Below are 22,500 nucleotides of genomic sequence, written 5' to 3' on the forward strand. Positions count from 1 at the left end.
TCTCTCTCCTTCAGCTGTTGTGTGAAAATCTGTCTCCAGTGCAATAACACGCGCCGGACCGCCCCCGCCGCCCGCCCCCACCCGACGCCGCGTTTCCGGGGCCCGCTGTCCTTCCCCCACTTGGCCGAGGCCGAATCGCACACCGGCCCGGGTGCCGACAGCCTGGTAGGGCGCGGTACCGTCCGCCGCTTTACGGAACCGGGCAGGAGGGTACTGGTGGGGCAGCGAGACGATTCGGGCTGGGTGCGGGGGTTACTCCGTGTGCTCCCCGCCGTGCTGATCGTGGGCGGGGCGGTCTTCGACCAGCTGACCCCGCCCGCGTTCACCGCCGCCCCGTTCTTCGCCGCCGCCCCGGTGATCGCAGCCCCGCTCTTCTCGTTCCGGGCCACCCTGACCACCGGGATCGTCTCGGTCCTGGCCATCGCGGGACTCCGTGCCGCTGACGGCACATCCGGCAGGGGCTCGGCGATCACCGAACTGATCACCGTCTTCACGGTGTCCTGCGTCGCGCTGGCCATCAACCGCGTCATCCGGCGAAGCGGCGAGGAACTCGCATCGGCGCGGGTCGTCGCGGAGACCGCGCAGCGCGCCGTACTGCCGGTGCCGTCCGAGCGGATCGCCGAACTGCACATCGCGGCGCGGTACGAGGCCGCCCAGGCCGGCACCTTCATCGGCGGCGACCTCTTCGCCGTGCAGGACACCCCGTACGGGGTCCGGCTGGTCATAGGCGACGTGCGGGGCAAGGGGCTCGGCGCCGTCGAGGCCGTGGCCGTGGTGATCGGGGCCTTCCGGGAGGCCGCCGAACAGGAGGTGACGATCGAGGAGGTCGCCCAGCGGCTGGAGCGCGCGCTGACCCGGGAGGGGATCCGGCGCGAAGGGCTCGACGCCTTCGAGGGGTTCACCACGGCCGCGCTCGCCGAGATCCCGCGCGAGAACCAGGGCATGATCCGGCTGCTCAACCGGGGCCACCCCGAACCGCTGCTGCTGTACGCGGACGGGGACGTCCACGTCCTGGCCCCGACCGATCCCGCGCTGCCGCTGGGGCTGTCCGATCTGGCGGCCTGGCCGGACCGGGCGGACGAGACGCCGTTCCCGCCGGGGTCCACGCTGCTGCTCTACACCGACGGGCTGTCCGAGGCGAGGAACGCGCAGGGGGTCTTCTACGAACCGCAGGAGCGGTTGCGCGGCCGGATCTTCCCGGGGCCCGAGGAACTGCTGACGGCGGTGACCGACGACGTACGGCTGCACACGGGCGGGCACTCCACGGACGACATGGCGCTGCTCGCGGTGGGCCGTCCGCTGCGGGGGCAGCCGGCGCGGCGCAGGACGGTGGGGATCGTGCACCGCGAGCGTGAACGCGAATGACGTGATCCGCGAATGACGTGATCCGCGAAGGACGTGATTCGCGGAGGACACGATCCGTAGTCGAAGAGCACCACTCCGCATAACAGTTGACGCACGATCAGGATTTCGAGGTTTCCCGGCCACCGCTGAGGGATGATCAAGTCGCCCGAATCCGCCCGGTTATGTCCTGGTAAGTACGGGCCAAAGCCGTTAACGATCAGTCGGAACAGCTTGGAATCCGGCCCTCGCGTCTATTAACGTTCGATAACGCAGCGCGGTTGTCCCAGTCGTCGCAAGAGGCGGCACCGTGCGCACGCGCCGAATCCCGCAAGGGAACCGGGGAACCACCAATTGGGGTGAATCGGGCCTCTCCGCAAGGGCTGCCCGTAGGAGACCTTCCTGCTCCGAACCCGTCAGCTAACCCGGTAGGCGGTAAGGAAGGAAAGGAGTGCGCCTCCGTGGCGTCCAACAACCCTGCCCCCGAAACGCTTTACTTCCCGAACGACGATGCTCTCGGTTTCGGCGGTGCGGAAGGCGGCGCGCCGGACGAGTGGAATCCCACCGAGGACTCCCTCCGTACCGTCCGCGGCAAACACCGGGTCGCCAAGCAGCGCAACGGTCTCGCCCGCAGCTCCACGGTGCTCGGCGTCGGTGTGATCGCGGCCGTCGGCGCGGGCGGCATGGCCAGCGCGCAGAGCAAGCCGCCGCTCGCGATCTCGCTCCCCGACCTCCCGCAGTCCGTCAAGGACAAGCTGCCGGAGGCCGAATCGCTGCCCGGCGTGGGCTCACTGATCTCCGACATCGGCGACGTGCCGGACCACGGCGGTACGGAGACGGGCGCCGCCGACGCGGCCCTCACCACCGCCGCGGCCACCGGCAAGGGCAGCGCGGACGCGGGCGAGGCCCTCCGGGCACGAATCCTCCAGCAGGCCGAGCAGCAGCAGGGCGCGATCGACGACGAGGCCAAGGCGGCGGCCGAGAAGGCGGCCGCGGAGAAGGCGTCGGCGGAGGCCGCGAAGAAGCGGGACGAGGCGGCGGCCAAGGAGAAGGCGGCCAAGAAGAAGGCCGAGGCGGAGGCCGAGGCCAAGGCGGAGAAGGAGCGGCTCGCCAAGCTGGCGGCCGGCTACTCGCTCCCCGTCTCCTCGTACACCCTCACCTCGCGGTTCAACGACGGCGGTGCGATGTGGTCGTCGGGCCACCACACCGGTCTCGACTTCGCCGCGCCGACCGGCACCCCGATCAAGGCCGTGCACGGCGGCACGGTCAAGTCGGCGGGCTGGGCCGGGGCGTACGGCTACCGCACGGTCGTCGCGCTCGACGACGGTACGGAGCTGTGGTTCTGCCACCAGTCCTCGATCTCGGTCGGCGCCGGCCAGAAGGTCGCCACCGGCGAGGTCATCGGCCGGGTCGGCGCCACCGGCAATGTCACGGGCCCGCATGTGCACCTGGAGGTCCGGCCGGGTGGCGGCGACCCGGTCGACCCGATGACCTGGCTCCAGGGCAAGGGCCTCAACCCGTAAGGAACGCGGCCCGGCAGGGCCCGGCCCCCGCACGGAGCACTCGCACGCAGGGCCGCGCCTCGGCGCGGCGTCCGCAGACATGGCACCCGCGCGAACGCCCGTGGGCAACGCCCGTGGGCAACGTCCGTGGGCACGGCGCCCCGCACGAACGTCCGCAGGTATGGCGCCCCCTGCGCAACATCCATAGGACGGGCGCCCCGCGCGAACGCCCGGAGGCACGGCACCCCGCGCGCAACGCCGGTGGATACGGCGTCCCGCACCCCGGCAGCCCTGGCGGCATCCCCCCCGACGTCAGGGCTGCCGGTTCGTCCGTACGGGGGCGGGCCGGAATAGCGGGCGGCGACCGCAGGGTTGACCGGCGTATGACTTCTCTCCGCGCACTCGGCTCCTCCGGCCTCCAGGTCTTCCCGCTCTCCCTCGGCGGCAACGTCTTCGGCTGGGGCGCCGACGAAGAACAGTCCTTCGCCGTGCTCGACGCCTACACCGCGGCAGGCGGCAACTTCATCGACACAGCGGACACCTACTCGTCGTGGGTGCCCGGCAACAAGGGCGGCGAGTCCGAGGCCGTCATCGGCAACTGGCTGGCCGCACGCGGGAACCGCGAAGACGTGGTGGTCGCCACCAAGGTCGGCTCGCACCCCGAGTACCGGGGGCTCTCGGCCGCGAACATCAAGGCCGCGGCCGACGCGTCGCTGAGCAGGCTCCGGACCGACTACATCGACCTCTACTACACGCACCGCGACGACGAGTCCGTACCCGTCGATGAGATCATCACCGCCCTGGACGATCTGGTGAAGGCCGGCAAGGTCCGCGCCATCGCCGCGTCCAATCTGAGCCCCGAGCGGCTGGACGCCTCCGTGGCGTTCTCCGACGCCGAGGGGCTCGCCCGGTACTCCGCTCTGCAGCCGCACTACAACCTGGTCTCCCGCGACACCTACGAGGGCGCGCTCCAGGACGTGGCGGCCCGGCACGGTCTGGCGGCCGTCCCGTACTCCGCGCTGGCCTCCGGGTTCCTCACCGGCAAGTACCGGCCCGGCGCGGACGTCGACAGTGTCCGGGCCGGCAGCGCGGCGCAGCACCTGGACACCGAGCGGGGGCCGAAGGTCCTCGCCGCGCTCGACAAGATCGCGGCGGCGCACGAGGCGGAGGTCGCCACCGTCGCCCTGGCCTGGCTGGCGGCACAGCCGACCGTCGTCGCGCCGATCGCCTCGGCCCGTACGGTCGAGCAGCTGCCCGCGCTGACCGCCCTGGCCGAACTGAAGCTCACCGACGCCGAGGTGGCTGAGCTGACCGCAGCCGCCGCCTGAGAGTCCGAGAGAACGGGCCGGGCCCGGCCGGTATCCCGGGGGCGGCCGAGAGCCGGCCGGCTTTCCGGGGGCGTCCCGGGTCGGGTCAGTGCTGGTACGGGTTGTAGCCGCCGTAGTCCAGATGCGGTGGTGGCACCCGTACCCGCCCGGTCGCCTGTGCGGCGTGGAGCAGCGCGGGCCCGGCTATCTCCTTGCGCTGCCAGAGGTGGTGCAGCAGCTCCTGCTCGCGCGCCTCGAAGTCCGGGTCCACCACACCGCGGTGGGCCCGGTGCCGCAGAAAGGCGAGGGTGGTCGCGAAGGCCTCGTACTCGGAGACCGCGCGGGACGCGGCCCGGGCACGGGACTTGGCGTCGGCGTGCGCGGGCGGCCGGTGATAGGGGCTCTGGCCGTACGCCGCCGGGTGAGGGCCCAGATGGGGGCTGGTCGCGCCGAATCCTCCGCCGAACGTACGCGCGGCGAAGGCGCGGGCCAGGGCGCGCGCCCGCATCGACGAGAGCGCCAGCGGTTCCGCGGGGGCCAGCCAGCCCGCCGCCGCGTAGGCCGGCAGCTCGGCCGATATGGTGCGCAGCTCCCGCTGGCGGGTCCAGATCGTCAGCCAGGTGACCGTTCCGAAGGCCGGGACCATGAAGGCGCCGTAGACCAGGTAGAAGCCATAGGTGCCGAAGGCCGACGAGCTGTTCCACAGGGCGTGCATGCCCATGGCGCAGACCAGCCCGAGCAGTGGCGGTGCGGTCCGGCGCAGCCGCTGGTGCCCGGCGGCCGATGCCGCGACACCGAAGCCGATACCGGTCAGCACGGTGAACAGCGGGTGGGCGAAGGGCGAGAGGACCACCCGGGCGAAGAAGGTCGCCGCCGTCACGGCCGGGACACCCGAGAACCCCAGGGACTTGTCCTCGCCGAAGGCGCTGCCCAGATAGAGGATGTTCTCGGTGAAGGCGAAGCCGGTCGCGGTGAAGCCCGCGAAGACCACCCCGTCCACGATCCCGGTGAAGTGGCGTCTGCGGAAGAGGAAGATCAGCAGGATCGCCGCGGCCTTCGCGCTCTCCTCGATGACCGGCGCCACCACTCTCGCCCCGAGGGTGTCCGCGCTCGTCGGATCCGCTGTGGCGGTCGCTATCCAGTGCGTGGCGAAGGAGTTGGCGATGATCGCGACCAGGGCGGCGGCACAGGCGCCCCAGGCGAAGGCGAAGATCAGATTGCGCCAGGGGCCCGGATCCACCCGGTCGAGCCAGCGGAAGGCCGCCATGAGCAGCGGCACCGGAAGCACGGCGAGACCGATGCCGACCAGGAAGCCCTCGGTGCCGGTCTGTTCGCGGACCAGCGAGAGGATCAGCAGTCCGCAGATGGCGAGAACGATGATCACCGCGGCGGCGCGCAGCGCCTTGCTCCGCCAGAAGTCCCTGCGGGGTGCGTAGCGCCAGTGTGCACGCGGGGGGACGGCGTCGAAGCGCGGCTGCTCCTCGTACACCGGGACCACCGGATGGGCCGCCCCGGGCGGCACGCTCGATTCGTACACCCGATGGAGCCTAACGAGCGGCACCGACAATCGCGACGCCGTACCCGATTCCGGGGCCCGCCGGGCATCGCCGTTACGGACGCGGGGCCGGCCGGTCGTTGCGGCGGAACAGCAGATCGTGCACGGCGTGGCCCTTGTCGAGTCCCTGGCCCTCGAACCGGGTCAGCGGCCGGAACCCGGGCCGCGGTGCGTAACCCCCGTCCGCCGTGGTGTTGTCGAAGCAGGGGTGCTCGGTGAGCACCTCCAGCATCTGCTCGGCGTACGGGACCCAGTCGGTCGCGCAGTGCAGTACGGCGCCGGGCGCGAGTCGGCCCGCGGCCAGGTCGAGGAAGTCCGGCTGGATCAGCCGCCTCTTGTGGTGCCGGCTCTTGGGCCAGGGGTCGGGGAAGTACACGCGCAGCCCGGCGAGCGAGTCCGGCTTCAGCATTTCGCGGAGCAGGATGATCGCGTCACCGTTGGCCACCCGGATGTTGGACAGCCCGTTCCGCTCCGCGAGACGCAGCAGGTTTCCCTGGCCCGGGGTGTGCACATCGGTGGCGAGGATCCCGGTCGACGGGTCGGCCGCGGCCATCTGCGCGGTGGCCTCGCCCATGCCGAAGCCGATCTCCAGAACCACGGGGAGACCGTCGAACAGAGCGGGCAGATCGAGCACCCGCTGCCCGTCGATGTCCAGCCCCCAGCGCGGCCAGAGCCGCTCCAGTGCGTCGGCCTGCCCGGTCGTGACGCGGCTGCGGCGCGGCTGGAAGCTGCGGATCCGGCGCTCGTGGTGCGAGCCCGCGGGGTCGGCCGCGGGGCCGCCCGGGAAGCGCGGCTCGCCCTTGGCGCGGCGGGGCGGCGAGGGCTCTTGCGGGGGATTCAGTGGACTCAGGGGATCGGACACAGTGCCCCGATTCTACGGTCCCGTCCGGAACCGCGATTCCGGCCCCGGCCCGGGTCCCTCCTGTCCCGGACTCGTCCCCGCGGACCTGTTCCCGCCCCCGTATCCGAGCCCGCCCCGGCCCGGGTCCCCCTCTCACCGCACACCGCACACCGCACACGCCTCCCGCCCCGTCCCCGGCGTCCGGTCAGGCCCGCACCTCCACCGAGGCCAGCGCCCTGCGGGCGATCTCACGGCCGATCGGCAGGGAGGCCGTCGCTGCCGGTGAGGGCGCGTTCAGCACATGCACAGTGCGGGGTGCCTCCCGGATCAGGAAGTCGTCGGCCAGGGTGCCGTCCCTGAGCACCGCCTGGGCCCGCACCCCGGCCGGCGCCCGGCGCAGATCCGCTTCCTCGACGGCGGGCAGCAGCCGCCGCACCGCCTCGGTGAAGGCGCGCTTCGACAGCGAGCGGTGCAGCTCGCCCGCTCCGTAACGCCAGTGGCGCCCGGCTATCCGCCAGGCACCGGGCCAGGCCAGCGTGGTGGCCAGCTCGGCCGGGCGCACCGTGCTCCAGTCGTATCCCTCGCGGGCCAGCGCGGGCACCGCGTTCGGCCCGACGTGGACCGTGCCGTCGGTGCCCCGGGTCAGATGGACCCCGAGGAAGGGGAAGGCCGGGTCGGGCACCGGGTAGACCAGGCCGCGCACCAGACCGGGGCGGGTCAGCGTGTAGTACTCCCCGCGGAAGGGCACGATCCGCATGCCCGGTTCGTCGCCCGCGAGCCGTGCGATCCGGTCGCACTGCAGCCCCGCGCAGTTGACCAGGGTCCGGGCCCGGATCACCGCTCCGTCCGATGTGGCGACAGCGACACCCTCCGGACGCCGGGCTATCCGGACGGCCTCGGCCCCGCACCGGATCTCCGCCCCCGCCGCCTCCGAGAGCTCCGCGAGGCGTGCGGCCACCGCCCCGTAGTCGGCGATCCCGGTGGTGGCGACCCGGATCGCGGCGAGCCCGCGGACCCCGGGCTCCTCGTCGGCGATCTGGGCCGGTCCCAGCTCCCGCACCGGAATCCCGTTCTCCCGGCCGCGCTGGGCCAGGGCGTGCAGCCGGGGCAGCTCGTCCCGCTCCGTCGCGACGATCAGCTTGCCCGTCACCTCGTACGGCAGGCCCTGCTCCGCGCAGAACTCGGTCATCTCCGCCGCACCGCGCACCGCGAACCGGGCCTTGAGGGAGCCGGGCCGGTAGTAGATCCCGCTGTGGATGACCCCGCTGTTGCGGCCCGTCTGGTGACGGGCGGTGCGCTGCTCCTTCTCCAGCACCACGACCCGGGTGCCCGGCGCGGACCGTGTCAGGGCGTACGCCGTCGAGAGCCCGACGATCCCGCCGCCGATGATCAGCACATCGCAGTCGAAACCGCCGCTGTGACCACTGCTGCGCACACCGCCGTAATGACTGCTGTGACCGCCGCCGTAACCAGCGCGGTGACCGCCGCTCCGGCCACTGCGGTGACCACCGGCATCACGGCCACCCGTGTCGCCACCGCGGTGACCAGCGCTCTCGCCGCGGTCACCGCCGCCCCGTACGCCGCCGTTCCCGAAAGACATCGCACCTCCTCCCACCCCGATAGTGCACTGGCCCACTGACAGTGCCCTCAAACCAAGGGGGAGGACCGTTCTACGCGGGCGCCACCAGGAGTGGTCTGGCCCGCTCGCGTAACTCCACCACTCTTGGCTCGTCGCCGTACGGTTCGAGACGGTGCAGCAGATCCCGTACGTACTCCGTGGTCCGCGCCGACGAGATCCGCCCGGCGACCTCCACCGCCCTGGTGCCCGCGGCGCACGCCGCGTCCAGATTGCCGGACTCCAGCTCCGCCACCGCGCTCACCACCAGCCGCAGCCCGTGCGAGCGGACGAACTCCTCGGTGGGCTTGGACAGCGCCTGCTCGGTGAAGCGCCGCACCTGCCGCGGGGCCTTCAGATCGTGGTAGCACTCGGCGGCGTCGGCGGCGAACCGGTCGTACGAGTAGAAGCCGAGCCAGGACGGATCGGCGTCGCCCTCGCGCGAGCGCTCCAGCCAGCCCTCCGCCGCCTTCAGCGCCGCGCCGGCCGCTGCCGAGTCACCGGCGCGTGCGTGCGCCCGTGCTTCGACCAGCCGGAAGAAACTCATCGTACGGGCGGTCGCCAGGCCCCTGTTGCGCTCGACCGCCGCCTGCGCGAGGTCCACCCCCTCGTCCCCGAAGCCCCGGTAGACCGCCTGGAGCGACATCGAGGCCAGGACATATCCCCCGAGCGGGACATCGGCGGCCGCGCGGGCGAGCCGCAGCGCCTGGATGTAGTAGCGCTGGGCGGCCTCCTGCTGGCCGGTGTCGAAGGCCATCCACCCGGCCAGCCTGGTCAGTTCGGCGGTCGCGCCGAAGAGTCCGCGGCCCACCTCGTCGGAGTACGAGCCGAGGAGCAGCGGGGCCGCGTCCACCCGCAGGCACTCGGGCACCATCGACGAACGCCAGTCGCCGCCGCCGTACTTGGAGTCCCAGCGCCGGGCGTCCTCGGCGGCCTCCCGCAGTTTGGTGACATCGCTGTGCCCGACGCGCAGCGCGGCCGGGTCCGCCAACTCCTCGGCGCCCCGCTCGACCGAGGAGTCGGCGGGTGTTATCAGCCATCGCGAAGCGGGGGTCGCATATGCCGTGACCGCGAAGGACCCGGCGAGCGACTGCCATATCCCGCCACTCCCGGCCCGGCGGCCCGCGAGGTCCAGCCGGTAGAGATCGGTCGCCGACACCACGGCCGAGCTGACATCCCGGTGGAAGGCGAGGCCGACCTCGGGGGCCGGATCCGCGTCCGCGAGTCCTATCTCGTGCAGTGGTACGGGCCGGCCCAGCTTGGCGCCGATCGCCGCCGCGATCAGATGGGGGGCGGCGCCCTGCGGCACCATGCCCTTGGAGACCCACCTGGCCACGGATGTCTTGTCGTACCGAAGCGTCAGACCGCGCTGGGCGCCGAGGTCGTTGACCCGTCGCGCCAGTCCGGCGTTGCTGATTCCCGCGACGGCGAGAACCGTGCCGAGTTTGTCGTTCGGCCCGCGTAGCTCCCTGGACATGCGCCACCCCTCGACACACAGACGGCCGCCGTGTCGCGGCGACTCGTCCTGTCCGAGAAGCCGTGCACGGCATTCGTAAACCCAGCGTAGTTCGCCGCATCCCTACCGTTAAGGGGTGATGTTCCGGATGGCGGGATTGTTGCCCGCGCGGAGCGCTCTCCAGACGGGCGACGATCACCGCCCGTGCTCCCGGTGTGTGGCCGTGCGCCCGGCCGTGCGCTCTGGTCCGGCCGTCCCGCGCGGTCTTCCATGGGGAGTGCGTGGGTCGGCCCACTGCACAGGATCCAGTGGGCTGGGGGATACGGCCGCCTCAATCCCCGCGGGCGGCCGACCGGTCCGGGAGGCGTACGGCGTCTCCCGGACCGATGCGCTCCGCGGCCCGTCGGCACCCCTTCCCGCACAGATGCCACTCCGCCAGAATGGCTGGATGACGACCCTCGTCGGGCAAGACCGAATGGCCTTTGCCGGGGGCGCATTCGCATATGGGTGCGCGCTTCCGTACCCCCTCCGGTACGCCGTTGTCATGGCAGCATGGTCCTGAACGCCCCAGTGGGCGCTCAGTTGTCCACAGCCTGTGGAGGCGGCGATGCGGTGGTTGGTGGGGTGGAGCAGTACTGCCGCGAGCTTCGGCACCGCCGGTTCGGTGGGCAGCGCTGACGAGGGGCGCACGGTCCACCCCGTCGGCTCCCAGCTGCTCTGGGGCGATCCCGACCCCCTCTGGGCGGTCGGTGACTGGCGGCCCGACGAAGTACGGGTCATCTCGGTCGACCCCTTCACCCGCCTTGCTGTGCTGGGGTGTTGCGCGGCGACCGACGAGGAGCTGCGGGTCGGTCTGTTCGCCGCGCGCGGTGGTGCGCTGCGTCATCTCACCTCCTGGGCGGGCAGCTACACGGTCGTCGTGCAGTCCGGCCGCCGGGTCACCGTCATCGGCGACCTGGCCGGCGCGCGCCCCGTCTTCCACACCCCCTGGGCCAACGGCACCGCGTACGCCACCGCCGCCCTGCCGCTCGCCGATCTGGTCGAAGCCCAGCTGGACATCGGCCACTTGGCGGCGCTGCTCGCCTGCCCCGACGTACCGGAGGCGCTGCGCGACTCGACGCCCTACGCGGGGGTGCGGCGCATCCCGCCGGGCCACGCCCTCATCCTCCGGGAGGGCTCCCGGGAGATCACCGGGTACGAGCAGGTGGCATCGCTCGCCGTGGCGGCGGCCCAGGTCGACCCGGACCGGGCCGTGGACGGCGTACGGGACGCGCTCGTCGAAGCCGTACGCGCCCGGCTCACCGCCCCCCGACACGCGCCCGAAAGGCTGCCGCCCGACCCGGGCCCGGTCCCGGGAATGGGCCCGGCCGAACGGCGCGCGGCCCGCGGGGCCCCCGCCCCGGGAATCGGCGCCGATCTCTCCGGCGGCAGCGCCTCCGCCACCCTGACGCTCCTCGCGGCCGGGCTGCCCGGCGTACCGGGCACGATCCTCGGCCATGGCACCGGCGCGGGGGAACGCCTCCTCGCCGTCACCTTCAACGACCTCTCCGCGCGCGGCCACGCACCCGAACTGGAACGGGCGGGCGCCATCGCGGCCAATCCACGCCTGCACCATGTGGTGGTCGCGGGCGGCGAGGAGTCGCTGCCGTACGCCGATCTGGAGTCGGGCCCGCTGACCGACGAGCCGGGCCCCTCGCTGATCTCGTCGGAGCGCCACCGGCTGCGGCTCGCCGCGGGCAGCGCGGACCACCTGGTGGGGGACGGCGCACGGCAGGTGCTCGACGCGCACCCCGCGCGCCTGGCCGACCTGCTGATGGACCGCCGCAGACGCCATCTGGTCAAACCGGTCGCGGCGCTGGCCAGGGCGGACGGTTCGGTCCTCATCCCCTTCACCGTCTACCGCGCCGCACGCAGATTGGCCCGCACCCCGTACCGCACGGGCATCGAGGCGGCGGCCGTCCTGCTGCGCGACCGCGAGGTCCAGCACACCGCCGAAGGCTCCACGCTGGATGCCTCGCTGGCGGCCCTCACCTGGTCACGGCCGGGGCCGGCCGCGCGCTGGCTGACCGGTGAGGCGCTCGCGGAAGTCTCCGTACGCCTCCAGGAGTCGGCGCTGCGCCCCACCTCGGTGCAGCGACCCGGCGAGGCCCGCGCCCGCGCGGCGCTCGCCCGGTACGCGGCGGACCACCGGGTCTTCGAACAGGCCGCGGAGGTGCGGAGCCAGCGGCTGCACGCGCCGTTCCTCGACAACCAGGTGGTACGGGCGGCCCGGCTGCTCCCCGAATCGCTGCGGGTCCAGCCCGGCGCACGGGCCGAGATCCTCCGTACGGTGCTGGCCGGCGCGGGCATCCACGATCTGCCCGCAGGCTGGGGCGCCCCGTCCCACACGACCGCGAATGCCGCGTCCCGGAAGGGGCTGCGCGCCTCGCTCCCCACGCTGATCGCGCTGTTCGACGCCCCGCTGCTCGCGGACGCCGGCCTGATCGAGGCGCGGGTGGTCCGCAAGGCCCTGCGCGCGGCGGCGGAGGGGGAGCGGCTGCCGCTCGACGGGCTCGCCGACCTGGTCTCCACCGAGCTGTGGCTGCGCAGGCTGCTGGCCAGGCGCGGCAGTTGCTGGACAGGGACGGCGGCCCCGAAGCAGCGGGCGGTGGCGGGCGGAGTCGTACCGCGGCGGAGCCTTTAGGGAAGCGGCCTGCCGGGAGCGGGACTTGGCCGGGGCGGGTTGGCCGACGGGTCGGGCCGGGTCGGGTCGTATTGGTCGGGCGTGGCGGTATGGGCGCTGTGGGTGGTCTCGGTGCCGCGAGTGGGCTCGGTGTCGGGGGCTGCGGATCCCGGGCCGGCCGGTGTCGGCTCCGTGGGATGGCCCTGGGGCCGGGCCGGCCGGTGTCGGCTCTGCGAGTGGTCGGGGGCCCTGGATCAGGGGCCCGGTCCTGGGTGCGGGCAGGCCGGTCTCCGCTCCGGGCGGAGCCGGTTCAGGTGGCGCGGGACGGGCCCCGGTCAGCGGCAGCTGATCCGTGACTGCGCCCAGTCGGCCACCGCCACCGAGCCGAACGGTCCGCTCCGTTCGACCACGAGCCGGAGCGTACGGAAACCGGCGATCCCGACCCGTACGGGCACGGCCGGGTCGTCGCCGTGCACCACGGGCGAACTCCACAGCCGGGACGTGTCCCCGTACACCGAGAAGCGCACCGCTCCGAGCCCCAGCGACATGTCGTCCACCCCGGCCAGCGCCTGATAGGTGGAGCACTGCCGGTTGAGCTGGATGGTCACGCTGGACGGGGCGTGGACGCTGATGCCGCGGTTGTACTCGGTACCCCGCATGGCCAGGGAACGGCGCTGCCACACCGGGCCGCTGTCCTTGAGGCTGAGCTCGGGCTCGGTGTGGTCGCCGAGCAGCGAGTAGGCGAGGGCGCCGACCTGGTAGACGGCGGGCGCCGGCGGGGGCGGTGGGGTCGGCGTCGGGGTCGGCTTCGGAGTGGGGGTCGGCTTGGGCGGCGGCGTGGGCCTCGGGGTCGGTTTCGGTGCCGGCGCGGGGGGCTTGGGCGTGGCTTTCGGAGGCGCGGGCGTGGGCTTCGGCTTGGGCGCGGGCGCCGGGGGAGCGGGCGGTGCCTTCGGCCGCGGGGGCGGAGGCGTCGGCTCGGGCGGTACGACGGGGTGGGTGGCGGGGGGAGCCGCGTGCGGCGCCGGCTTGGGGGCATCGCTGCCCGACAGCGCGAACGCCAGACCGGCGGCGGCCGCCACCACCACACCGGCTGCGATACCGGCCTTGGCGGGCATCCCGAGCCCCTCGGAAGCGGCGGCCCCGCCGCCCGCGGAACTCCCGCCGGACGCGGCGGCCCCGGCCCCGGCGGCCCCTGCCGCACCGCCCGCGACGAACCCGGCGGCCTTGAGGGCGGACCCTCCGGCGAACCAGCCGATGACGGCGACCGGAACGAGCGCGGGAATCCCGGCGTTGACGTCCTTGAGCTCGCCCACCGCGACCCGGCACCTGGCGCACTCCTCCAGATGCTTCCGCAGGCCCCGCTCGGCGCGCATCCGCAGACCACCACGGGCGTAGGCGCCGAGCCGGTCCGCGTACTGCGCGCAGTCACCGCCCGCCGTGAGCGTCTGGCTCACATGGGCCTGGAGGTAGGCCTGCTTGAGCCCTTCACGGGCCCGGCTGGCCAGCACCGCGGTGGCGTTGGCCGTCAGCCCGAACAGCGGGGCGACATCGCTCGGCGACTCCTCCTCCACCGTGGTGTGCCAGAGAACCGCCTGCCAGCGCTCGGGCAACGAACGGAACGCCTCCATGGCCAGCGACTTCTCGGCGATCTGCATGGCCCGGACGTCGGCACCCAGATCCAGCGTGTCCTGGTCGGACACCTCGGACGACGCCGACCTGGCCGCCTGGTCGGCGAAGAGGGCGAAGTCCTCGACCAGTTGCTCCCGCTTGGCGGTCTTCGTCCATGCCGCCGCGACCCGGCGCACCGTGGTCAGCAGATACGCCCGCACCGCCTGTTCCGGCCCGGCCCCGCGCCGTACCGCCTGCAGGGTGCGCGCGAACACCTCGGCCGTCAGGTCGTCGGCGGTGTGTGCGTCGCGGCAGCACGTACGCGCGTACCGGCGCACCGCGTCGGAGTGCCGGCGGAACAACTCCTCGTAGGCGCTGTCCGTGCCCTCACCGCCATCGGTGCCGTCGGGGCCGCTGACCTGCTCCCGCATCTGCGCGATCAGTTCGGCGTCCGAAGGCGGCAGGTCCAGGGAGCGCGGTGGCGGAAGCACACCACTGCCGCCGCCCTCACGCTGCTGGGGCACGCTCGCCGCCCACCCGGCACCCGGAGCACCGCTCTGCGCGGTCTGCCCCGACTGCGCGGTGTGCCCCTGCCGTCCCGACTGTCCTGGCTGCCCGGCCTGCGCCGCCTGCCCCGACTGCGCGGTCTGCTCCGGCTGCGCCGCCCGCCCCGATTGCGCGGTCTGCCCCGACTGCGCTGCCTGCCCGGCCTGTTCCGGTTGCGTGGCCTGTTCCGGTTGCCCGGCCTGTCCCGGCTGACCGTCCTGCGCGGAGGCGCTCCTGGGCACCTGCCCCGGGCCCTGTCCGGGCAGCCGCTGCACCCCACCGGCCTCGCCGAGTGGTTCGTCCCGCCCCTCAACGCTCATCGCGGAAAGCCCCCGTAGACACCCTCGGACCAGAACACCGGCCAAGACTGACACAGAGCGGACTACAACCGGCCACCCGCACTCAGCAACCACTCGTCCGGGGGGTTTTCCCGAATCGGAGCACTAACCCTCACCCAATGGGGGAAGGGTCAACCAGTTGTCCCAGAGGCCGGATGAGTGGCCGCAGCACGACGAGCCGCGACCGGACAGCCATCAACGCCGCAAACCCGGCCGCTGCTGGGGCCGCAAGCCCGCCCGCCGCTGACACCGCGAGCCCGCCCGTCGCTGACACCGCGAGTACGGCCACCACCGGCCCCGAGACGGCAGCCCGTGTCCCCGCGCTCACGCCGGACGGGGCCGTAGCCCCTCCAGCAGGATGTCGAGCAGCCGTGAGGAGGCGGCCGCCTGCTGCACCGGGTCGGGCAGCGTCGGCGCCGCCGTGGCTATCACCAGGAGTACGTCTGCCACGGTCACATCACTCCGCAACTCACCCGCTGTGTGCGCCCGGTCCACCAGCCGCCCCACGACCTCCAGCAGCTCCACGGCTCCCGTGCTGTCATCGGCAGCGCCGGACGGGGCACCACCTCCCGACGGCCGGTCCACGGGCCCGCCGTCGGCCCTGGGCGCCGGCCGCTGCTGGGGCACGCGTGTCTCCTGCGGCGAGGCACCTGTCCCCGACGTCAACGAGGGCCCGCCGAGCGAGGCGTCACCGATCTCGGCCGCTTCGGCCACCCCCACACGGAGCACGTGCGGCGGCAGTAACCGCCCCGCGCCCGAGGCCACCGACGTCCGCAGGAACCGGGAGAGCGCCGACCACGGCTCGTCCTCCTGCCCAAGTGCCGTACGGGCCTGCTCCGTCAGACGGGAGGTCTCCTCCTCCGCTATCCGGTTGACCAGGACGTCCTTGCTCGGGAAACGGCGGTAGACCGTCCCGACCCCGACTCTCGCCCGGCGCGCCACATCTTCCATCGGCGCCCCGTACCCGAGCTCGCCGAACACCTCGCGGGCGGCCCGCAGTACGTGCTCCAGATTGCGCTGTGCGTCCACGCGCAGGGGCGCCGAGCGCGCGACCGTGCCCGCCCCTGTCCGTCCACCGCCGTCAGCCGGTACAGCGGCCTGCCAATGAGCGTCCTGAATGTGCATATGCGATCCCCCGGTAATGATGTCTCCCCCCGGAGACTCCCCGCCTGGTCCCCCCGGGGCTCCGACCCGACACCCCGGCGAACTACGAACATAGTTGAGCAAGGGGCGATTCAGAAGGGGGTAGTTCCGCACGGAGCGCCCCCCGATCGGAGTATGAGCCTGGACTCTCCCTATTCCGCCCCCGTTCCCCCTCCCCGTCCCACCCGCTGACCTGCGGCCCTTCCCTTCACGCCGGGAAACGCCGCGCTGCGGCGCGCCGGTGATCTCCGGTCACACAATTTGTCGGGCCTGTGGACAAAGTCGATCGCCCGTTGCCTCATGGGACAGTGACTGCTCCCCTCTCCCACGAGACGAACCCCGGGCCGGACCAGGGACCCAGGGCCGGCACCCGCATCCTCGTCGTCGGCGGCGGCTATGTCGGTCTGTACACGGCGCTGCGTCTCCAGCGGAAGCTGAAGGGCGGCGAAGCAGAGATCACCGTGGTCAGCCCCGACCCCTATATGACGTATCAGCCGTTCCTCCCGGAGGCCGCCGCCGGCTCCATCTCGCCCCGCCACGTCGTCGTGCCGCTCCGCCGGGTCCTCGACAGGTGCCGCATCGTCATCGGTGAGGCCACCGCCATCAACCACGCCGCGCGCACCGCGAGCGTCACCACCCTCGCGGGCTCCGAGGACGGCACCGGCGGCATGGAGATCGGCTACGACGAACTCGTCCTCGCCCCGGGGTCCGTCTCCCGCACGCTGCCGGTCCCGGGCCTCGCCGAGTACGGCATCGGCTTCAAAAGCATCGAAGAGGCCATCGGTCTGCGCAACCACGTCATCGAGCAGATGGACATCGCCTCGTCCACCCGCGACCCCGCGGTCCGCGACGCCGCGCTGACCTTCGTCTTCGTCGGCGGCGGCTACGCGGGGGTCGAAGCCCTCGCCGAGCTGGAGGACATGGCGCGCTACGCGTCCCGCTACTACCACAACGTGGATCGCGACGACATGAGCTGGATCCTCGTGGAGGCCGCCGACCGCATCCTCCCCGAAGTCGGCCACGAGATGGGCCAGTACGCCATCCGCGAGCTGCGCAACCGCAACATCGACGTACGCCTGGAGACCCGGCTGGACAGCTGCGACCACCGGGTGGCCGTGCTGAGCGACGGCGCCCGCTTCCCCAACCGGACCCTCGTCTGGACCGCGGGCGTCAAACCGAACCCGGTCATCGCCGCATCCGACCTCCCGCTCAACGACCGCGGCCGGGTGCGCTGCACCCCGCAGCTCAAGGTCGAAGGGACCGCCCACGCCTGGGCGGCGGGCGACGCGGCGGCCGTTCCCGACCTCACATCGGACGAGCCCGGCAGGGAGACCGCCCCCAACGCGCAGCACGCCGTACGCCAGGCGAAGGTCCTCGCCGAGAACATCATCGCCTCGCTGCACGGCAGACCCCTCACCAACTACGAGCACGCCTACGCGGGTTCGGTCGCCTCACTCGGGCTCCACAAAGGCGTCGCCCACATCTACGGGCGGAAGGTGAAGGGCTACCCTGCCTGGTTCATGCACCGCGCGTACCACCTCAGCCGTATACCCACCTTCAACCGGAAGGCCAAGGTCCTCGCCGAGTGGACGCTCGCCGGGCTCTTCAAGCGCGAGATCGTTTCGCTCGGTTCGCTGGAACACCCGCGGGCCGAATTCGAATGGGCCGCCGGCGGCGACCGCCCGCCGCGGGACTGACGCCGAGAGTGCCGCCGGTCACACGGGGCGTGTGACCATAGGTGCGCGCAGACCCGTACAGAACACCCCGTACGACCCGGATCCCCCCGCCGGTGAGCAGCAGGTCCCAGCCGTCCCGTCACGACAAACGAGGCTTGAAAAGCAGTGAACTTCACGCGCTGGAGCGCCCGGCTCCCCGGAACACAGCGCCGCGCCGCCGCGCGGGCCGACCACAGTTCCGTGCCAGCAGCCCGCGGTGAGTCCGCCCAGCCCCCCACGCCGGAAGCCGAGTTGACCTCCGACACCGCCCAGCTCCCCACGCTGGACGAACTCTCGGTCCGGGAGATCCTCGGCAGCCTGCCCGCGCTGGTCGCCCTGGTGTACGGGACCGAGCACCGCGTCGCGTACGTCAACGACGCCTACACCGCGGCCTTCGGCCCCCGCTCCACCGGCTCCCGCGGAGCCGACGAACTGCCCGAACTGGACGAGCTGGGCCTCTTCCCCCTGATGGACCAGGTGCTGCGCAGCGGAACCCCACGTACCGTCAAGTCCCGCCGGGTGCAGTCCGGTCCGGGCACCGGCTCGTACACCGTGACCTGCACCCCGGTCCCCCACCTCCTGGAGCAGGGCGGCGTTCTCGTCTTCGCCGCCGATGTGTCCGACCACGCCGACGCGGCCGAACGGCTGCGGACCAGCGAACGCAGACAGCGCGAAACCGCCGTCACCCTCCAGCACTCACTGCTCCCCCAGGAGCTGGAACAGCCCGACGACCTGCGTATCGCGGCCACCTACCAGGCGGGCGGCACGGACGCGGCCGTCGGTGGTGACTGGTACGACGTGATCACCCTCGGCGCCGGGCGCACGGCCCTGGTCATCGGCGATGTCATGGGCCGGGGGGTCCGGGCCGCCGCGGTGATGGGCCAGCTCCGCACGGCCGTCCGCGCCTATGCCAGGCTCGACCTGCCCCCGCACGAGATCCTGCAGCTCCTGGACGGCCTCGCCTCCGAGATCGACCCGAACCAGATCGCCACCTGCCTCTACGCGGTCCACGACCCCAATGAAGGACGCCTGGTCTATGCGTCGGCCGGCCATCTGCCCGTGCTGGTCAGGGACGAGGACGGCACGGTACGCCGCGCCGCCGACCCGACCGGGCCGCCGCTCGGGACGGGCGGCTGGCAGCACACATCGGACTCGATCGCGCTGCCGCCCGGCTCCGCCGCAGTGCTCTACACCGACGGTCTGGTGGAGCGCCGGGGCGAGGACATCGATGACGGCGTGGCCGCTCTGGAGCGTGCGCTGTCCGGCGCGTCCGGCGCCCCGCAGGTCGTCTGCGACCGGCTGATCCGCTCGCTGGGTGTCACGGCGGAGCACGACGACGACGTGGCGGTCCTGGTCGTCCAGCACCCGGCGCGCACCGGCCCGGCCGCCGAGCTGTTCCACAACGCGGCGCTGGACCTGCTGGGCGGGGTGGAGGCGGCTCCGCGTGCACGGGCCTTCGCCTCCGGTGTGCTGACCTCCTGGAGGTTTCACGTGGAACTGCACGATCTGGGCGTCCTCGCGGCCAGCGAACTCGTCGCCAACTCCCTCCAGCACGGCACCCCGCCGATGCGGCTGCGGCTCCGCAGGACCGACCGCCGGCTGATCATCGAGGTGACGGATGGCGACGACCATCTGCCGCGCCGCCGCCGCGCGGAAGCCGCCGACGAGGCGGGCCGGGGTATCTCGATCATCGCGACGATTGCCTCGTCCTGGGGCTCCCGCCGTACACCGGGCGGCGGAAAGGCGGTCTGGTGCGAGTTCGCCCTCCCCGACAGCACAGCGGACCACCCGGGCCAGCTCCCGTAGGCCCGAGTGGCCCGAGTGGCCCGAGTGGCCCGAGTGGCCCGCCAGAACCGCTGGCGGGCCGACCGATGTCAGTACGGGGCGGCTGCGGGCTCCGGCAGATGCGTGGCCACGACCCGCGAACCGTGCCCGAGCGACGGATTGTCCTGTACGGGGCTGAGCCGCCGCCCCAGTCGCAGCGCCAGGGTGGTGATCCCGAGCGAGAACACCACGAAGGTCGCGATGTACACCAGGTGCGCCGAGGCCCCCATCGGTCCGCCGACCGCAGGCCCGATGGCCAACGCCAACTGCTTGACCAGCGCGAAGGCCGAGTTGTACTGACCGACCATGGAGCCGGGAGCCAGATCGGCGACCAGCGGCGCGACGGTCGGGGACAGCATGGACTCACCGAGCCCGAACAGCGCGTACGTCGAGATGAACGCGGCCGTCGCCATGGTCTGGCTGCCGTGCCCGAGCCCTGCGTACCCCGCGATGACCCAGGCGAACGCCCAGATGAGCCCCACCGCTGAGATCACCCGCGAGCGCCGCCGCCTCTCCACGACCTTCAGCACCACGAACTGGGCGACGACAATCACGGCCGTATTGGCCGCAAGCGCGATTCCGAGCGTCGAGGGCTGAATTCCAGCGGCTTCGGTCCCATAAGCGGCAAGGCCGGACTCGAATTGTCCGTAGCAGGCGAAGAAAATGACAAAGCCGAGAACGCAGAGCTGCACCATGGCCCGGTGCCGCAGTAGAGCGCGCACCCCGCCACCCTGGGGCTGGGGTGCCAGCTCAAGCCCGGGAGTACGCGGCAGCCGGACGGTGGCCGCGATCCCGGCGAGCGCCAGGAACATCACGGCCTCGATGGCGAAAAGCAGCGTGAAGCTGCTGGGCCGGCTCGCGTCGACCAGCTGGCCGCCGACGAGTCCGCCGATGCCGAGCGTCAGGTTCTGCAGGAAGAACTGCATGGTGAAGGCGCGGGTCCGGGTGGACGGGCTGGAGCACCAGACGATCATCGTCGCGAGAGCCGGCTGCATGACGGCCGTCCCGGCGCCGAGCAGGGCGGCCGACAGCACGACCGTCACCACTCCGGCCGAGAGCCCCATGCTCATCGCTCCGGTCGCGGCCAGCACCGCGGCCCCCACCAGGACGGGCAGCGGGCCGCGGCGGTCGATCAGCCGGCCGGTGAAGGGCAGGACGACCAGGGCGGCCACCGCGAAGACGGCTAGCACGGCCCCGGCCGTACTCGATCCGAGCTCCCGCACCTGCGACACATAGATGTACAGATACGGAACGGTGAACCCGATGCCGAACGCGCTCAGCGCGGTACCTGTCTGGATCCGACGCATCGCGGCACCCATCGCCTTGGTCACCACTCACCCACCTCTCGAAGTTGAAGACTTCAATGCTAAAGTTAGAACCTCAACAATACACACTGAAGAACTTCAACGCCAACGGCTTACGTGGGATACTCCCCGGCATGCCAGAGTCCCCCGGCCCGCAGGAGCCGACCCTCGACGAGCAGATCGCCGCCTACCAGCGCGAATTCCGAGACCTCGACCCCCAGGTCGAGAAGGTGGTCTCGGCTCTCGGCCGGCTGAACCGGCGGATGAACGTCGCGTACGGGCGCCAGGTCGCCGACCTCGGCATCAGCAACACGGAGTGGGAGGTGCTGAAGACCCTGGTCCTGGCGGGCGCCCCGTACCGGATGGGCCCGGGGGAGCTGGCGAAGCGCCTTGGCCTGACCCCCGCCGCCATGACCCACCGCATCGACCGGATGGCGGGGGAGGGCCTCGTCACCCGCGACCGGGACGAGAACAACCGGGTCCGGGTCATCGTCGAGGTCACGGACGAGGGGCGGGCGAAGTGGCTGGAGGCGATGCGGATGGCCACGACCTTCGAGGAGGACCTCCTCCAGGACCTGACCGGCCGGGACCGCGCGGCCCTCGGTGAGATGCTGACCATCCTGCTGCGCAGGGTGGAGGACGCCCAGCCGGACGCGGGCGGCCGCCTCACGGACCTGGACTGAGCTTCTCCACTCGTCTTCAGCGGCCCGGGAACGCTTAACCCCGGCTCAGAACAATGGGGTTGACAGGGGCGCCGACCCCGGTTGACGTGCCACCGGCCGATCTGTAAGGTTCTTCGAGTTGTCACGGGGCCGGAACGGTTCTGCGACAACCACTCCCGCCGCTCATGCGGCAACAAACTTCAGCACGATCTCCCGTCGGGAGCAATTTCGGCATGCCGGAATTCATTCTCGACGACCGGTGGGACCCGATTATGAGTCACCCGGGAAATCCGCTAGAGTTTGAAACGTCGGAACGGCCCAACGGCCGGGATGGCAAACCCCGCTGACTGGGGGTCAGGCCCGAAAGGATCTGATAGAGTCGGAATCGCCGGAAAGGGAAACGCGAAAGCGTGGAACTGGAAAGCACCCGGCCGGCCGGGAATCGGACACGAAAGAGTCTGATAGAGTCGGAAACGCAAGACCGAAGGGAAAAGCCCGGAGGAAAGCCCGAGAGGGTGAGTACAAAGGAAGCGTCCGTTCCTTGAGAACTCAACAGCGTGCCAAAAGTCAACGCCAGATATGTTGATACCCCGGCCCACCTCTGGTGGGTTGGTGGTTCCTTTGAAAAAGACCTGGCTGGATCTTCGGATCCGTCAGGCAACACACAGCGAGGACGCTGTGGACAGTCGGCCTTATTCCGGTCGATTGTCCCGCTCAACGCGATGTGCAACCCGATTACGGGTGAACATTCACGGAGAGTTTGATCCTGGCTCAGGACGAACGCTGGCGGCGTGCTTAACACATGCAAGTCGAACGATGAAGCCTTTCGGGGTGGATTAGTGGCGAACGGGTGAGTAACACGTGGGCAATCTGCCCTTCACTCTGGGACAAGCCCTGGAAACGGGGTCTAATACCGGATAATACTTTCTCCTGCATGGGAGGGGGTTGAAAGCTCCGGCGGTGAAGGATGAGCCCGCGGCCTATCAGCTTGTTGGTGGGGTGATGGCCTACCAAGGCGACGACGGGTAGCCGGCCTGAGAGGGCGACCGGCCACACTGGGACTGAGACACGGCCCAGACTC

General features: G+C 71.8%; 15 protein-coding genes, 1 rRNA gene and 1 riboswitch (1 of these 17 only partly in view). Of the genes, 9 read left to right on the forward strand and 7 right to left on the reverse strand.

The genetic code is table 11. The features are described from left to right. The first annotated feature begins 216 nt into the window (after positions 1–216). The 3 genes from ACFXBC_RS16750 (at position 217) to ACFXBC_RS16760 (ending at position 4,171) form a co-directional block, all read left to right on the forward strand. Positions 217–1,365: a PP2C family protein-serine/threonine phosphatase gene (locus tag ACFXBC_RS16750; protein ID WP_385024189.1), complete on the forward strand. Its 1,149-nt coding sequence runs from the start codon at positions 217–219 to the stop codon at positions 1,363–1,365. Between the two features lie 285 nt (positions 1,366–1,650). After that, positions 1,651–1,791, forward strand: a riboswitch (cyclic di-AMP (ydaO/yuaA leader). An 11-nt stretch (positions 1,792–1,802) separates the two neighbouring features. After that, the gene (locus ACFXBC_RS16755; protein WP_385024191.1) at positions 1,803–2,864 is read left to right on the forward strand and encodes a M23 family metallopeptidase; all 1,062 of its coding nucleotides are present in this window, start codon (positions 1,803–1,805) and stop codon (positions 2,862–2,864) included. A 362-nt stretch (positions 2,865–3,226) separates the two neighbouring features. Beyond that, entirely contained in the window at positions 3,227–4,171 is a 945-nt protein-coding gene (locus tag ACFXBC_RS16760; RefSeq protein ID WP_385024193.1) for an aldo/keto reductase, read from the forward strand. Positions 4,172–4,256: 85 nt separating this feature from the next. Here the strand turns inward: ACFXBC_RS16760 and ACFXBC_RS16765 are convergent, their stop codons facing one another. The 3 genes from ACFXBC_RS16765 to lhgO all read right to left on the reverse strand — a co-directional run bounded on the left by ACFXBC_RS16765 (position 4,257) and on the right by lhgO (position 7,981). Then, positions 4,257–5,687 (reverse strand): PrsW family intramembrane metalloprotease, encoded by a 1,431-nt coding sequence (locus ACFXBC_RS16765; protein ID WP_385024195.1) that lies wholly within the window; start codon positions 5,685–5,687, stop codon positions 4,257–4,259. A 73-nt stretch (positions 5,688–5,760) separates the two neighbouring features. Beyond that, a complete protein-coding gene (trmB, locus tag ACFXBC_RS16770; RefSeq protein WP_385024197.1) occupies positions 5,761–6,567 on the reverse strand; it encodes a tRNA (guanosine(46)-N7)-methyltransferase TrmB in 807 nt (268 codons plus the stop codon). Between the two features lie 184 nt (positions 6,568–6,751). After that, entirely contained in the window at positions 6,752–7,981 is a 1,230-nt protein-coding gene (gene lhgO, locus ACFXBC_RS16775; RefSeq protein WP_385024199.1) for an L-2-hydroxyglutarate oxidase, read from the reverse strand. 9 nt (positions 7,982–7,990) lie between these two features. Here lhgO and ACFXBC_RS16780 point away from each other — a divergent pair, with 9 nt between their 5' ends. After that, complete coding sequence (locus tag ACFXBC_RS16780) at positions 7,991–8,185, forward strand: hypothetical protein (protein ID WP_385024201.1); 195 nt, start codon at positions 7,991–7,993, stop codon at positions 8,183–8,185. Positions 8,186–8,216: 31 nt separating this feature from the next. On the opposite strand, the gene ACFXBC_RS16785 is transcribed toward ACFXBC_RS16780, so the two are convergent. Then, positions 8,217–9,638, reverse strand: coding sequence for an MFS transporter (locus tag ACFXBC_RS16785; protein ID WP_356834861.1), 1,422 nt, complete (start codon positions 9,636–9,638; stop codon positions 8,217–8,219). Positions 9,639–10,224: 586 nt separating this feature from the next. Here ACFXBC_RS16785 and ACFXBC_RS16790 point away from each other — a divergent pair. Beyond that, a complete protein-coding gene (locus ACFXBC_RS16790; RefSeq protein WP_385024203.1) occupies positions 10,225–12,300 on the forward strand; it encodes an asparagine synthase-related protein in 2,076 nt (691 codons plus the stop codon). Positions 12,301–12,614: 314 nt separating this feature from the next. Here ACFXBC_RS16790 and ACFXBC_RS16795 read toward each other — a convergent pair whose 3' ends face one another. Next, positions 12,615–14,753 (reverse strand): sigma-70 family RNA polymerase sigma factor, encoded by a 2,139-nt coding sequence (locus ACFXBC_RS16795; protein ID WP_385024205.1) that lies wholly within the window; start codon positions 14,751–14,753, stop codon positions 12,615–12,617. A 342-nt stretch (positions 14,754–15,095) separates the two neighbouring features. Then, positions 15,096–15,896 (reverse strand): TetR/AcrR family transcriptional regulator, encoded by an 801-nt coding sequence (locus ACFXBC_RS16800; protein WP_385024207.1) that lies wholly within the window; start codon positions 15,894–15,896, stop codon positions 15,096–15,098. A gap of 392 nt (positions 15,897–16,288) precedes the next feature. Between ACFXBC_RS16800 and ACFXBC_RS16805 the strand changes: the two genes are divergently transcribed. Further along, a complete protein-coding gene (locus ACFXBC_RS16805) occupies positions 16,289–17,611 on the forward strand; it encodes an NAD(P)/FAD-dependent oxidoreductase (RefSeq protein ID WP_385024215.1) in 1,323 nt (440 codons plus the stop codon). 144 nt (positions 17,612–17,755) lie between these two features. Continuing rightward, positions 17,756–19,435 carry a SpoIIE family protein phosphatase gene (locus ACFXBC_RS16810; RefSeq protein ID WP_385024209.1) on the forward strand — a complete coding sequence of 560 codons (1,680 nt, stop codon included), beginning with the start codon at positions 17,756–17,758 and terminating at the stop codon, positions 19,433–19,435. A gap of 68 nt (positions 19,436–19,503) precedes the next feature. On the opposite strand, the gene ACFXBC_RS16815 is transcribed toward ACFXBC_RS16810, so the two are convergent. Beyond that, entirely contained in the window at positions 19,504–20,772 is a 1,269-nt protein-coding gene (locus tag ACFXBC_RS16815) for an MFS transporter (RefSeq protein WP_385024217.1), read from the reverse strand. 119 nt (positions 20,773–20,891) lie between these two features. On the opposite strand from ACFXBC_RS16815, the gene ACFXBC_RS16820 reads away from it, so the two are divergent. Further along, entirely contained in the window at positions 20,892–21,440 is a 549-nt protein-coding gene (locus ACFXBC_RS16820) for a MarR family winged helix-turn-helix transcriptional regulator (RefSeq protein ID WP_385024211.1), read from the forward strand. Positions 21,441–22,167: 727 nt separating this feature from the next. Then, a 16S ribosomal RNA gene (locus ACFXBC_RS16825) occupies positions 22,168–22,500 on the forward strand; it runs 1,193 nt beyond the window's last position.

Source organism: Streptomyces sp. NPDC059398 (assembly GCF_042751845.1).
Taxonomy (GTDB): domain Bacteria; phylum Actinomycetota; class Actinomycetes; order Streptomycetales; family Streptomycetaceae; genus Streptomyces.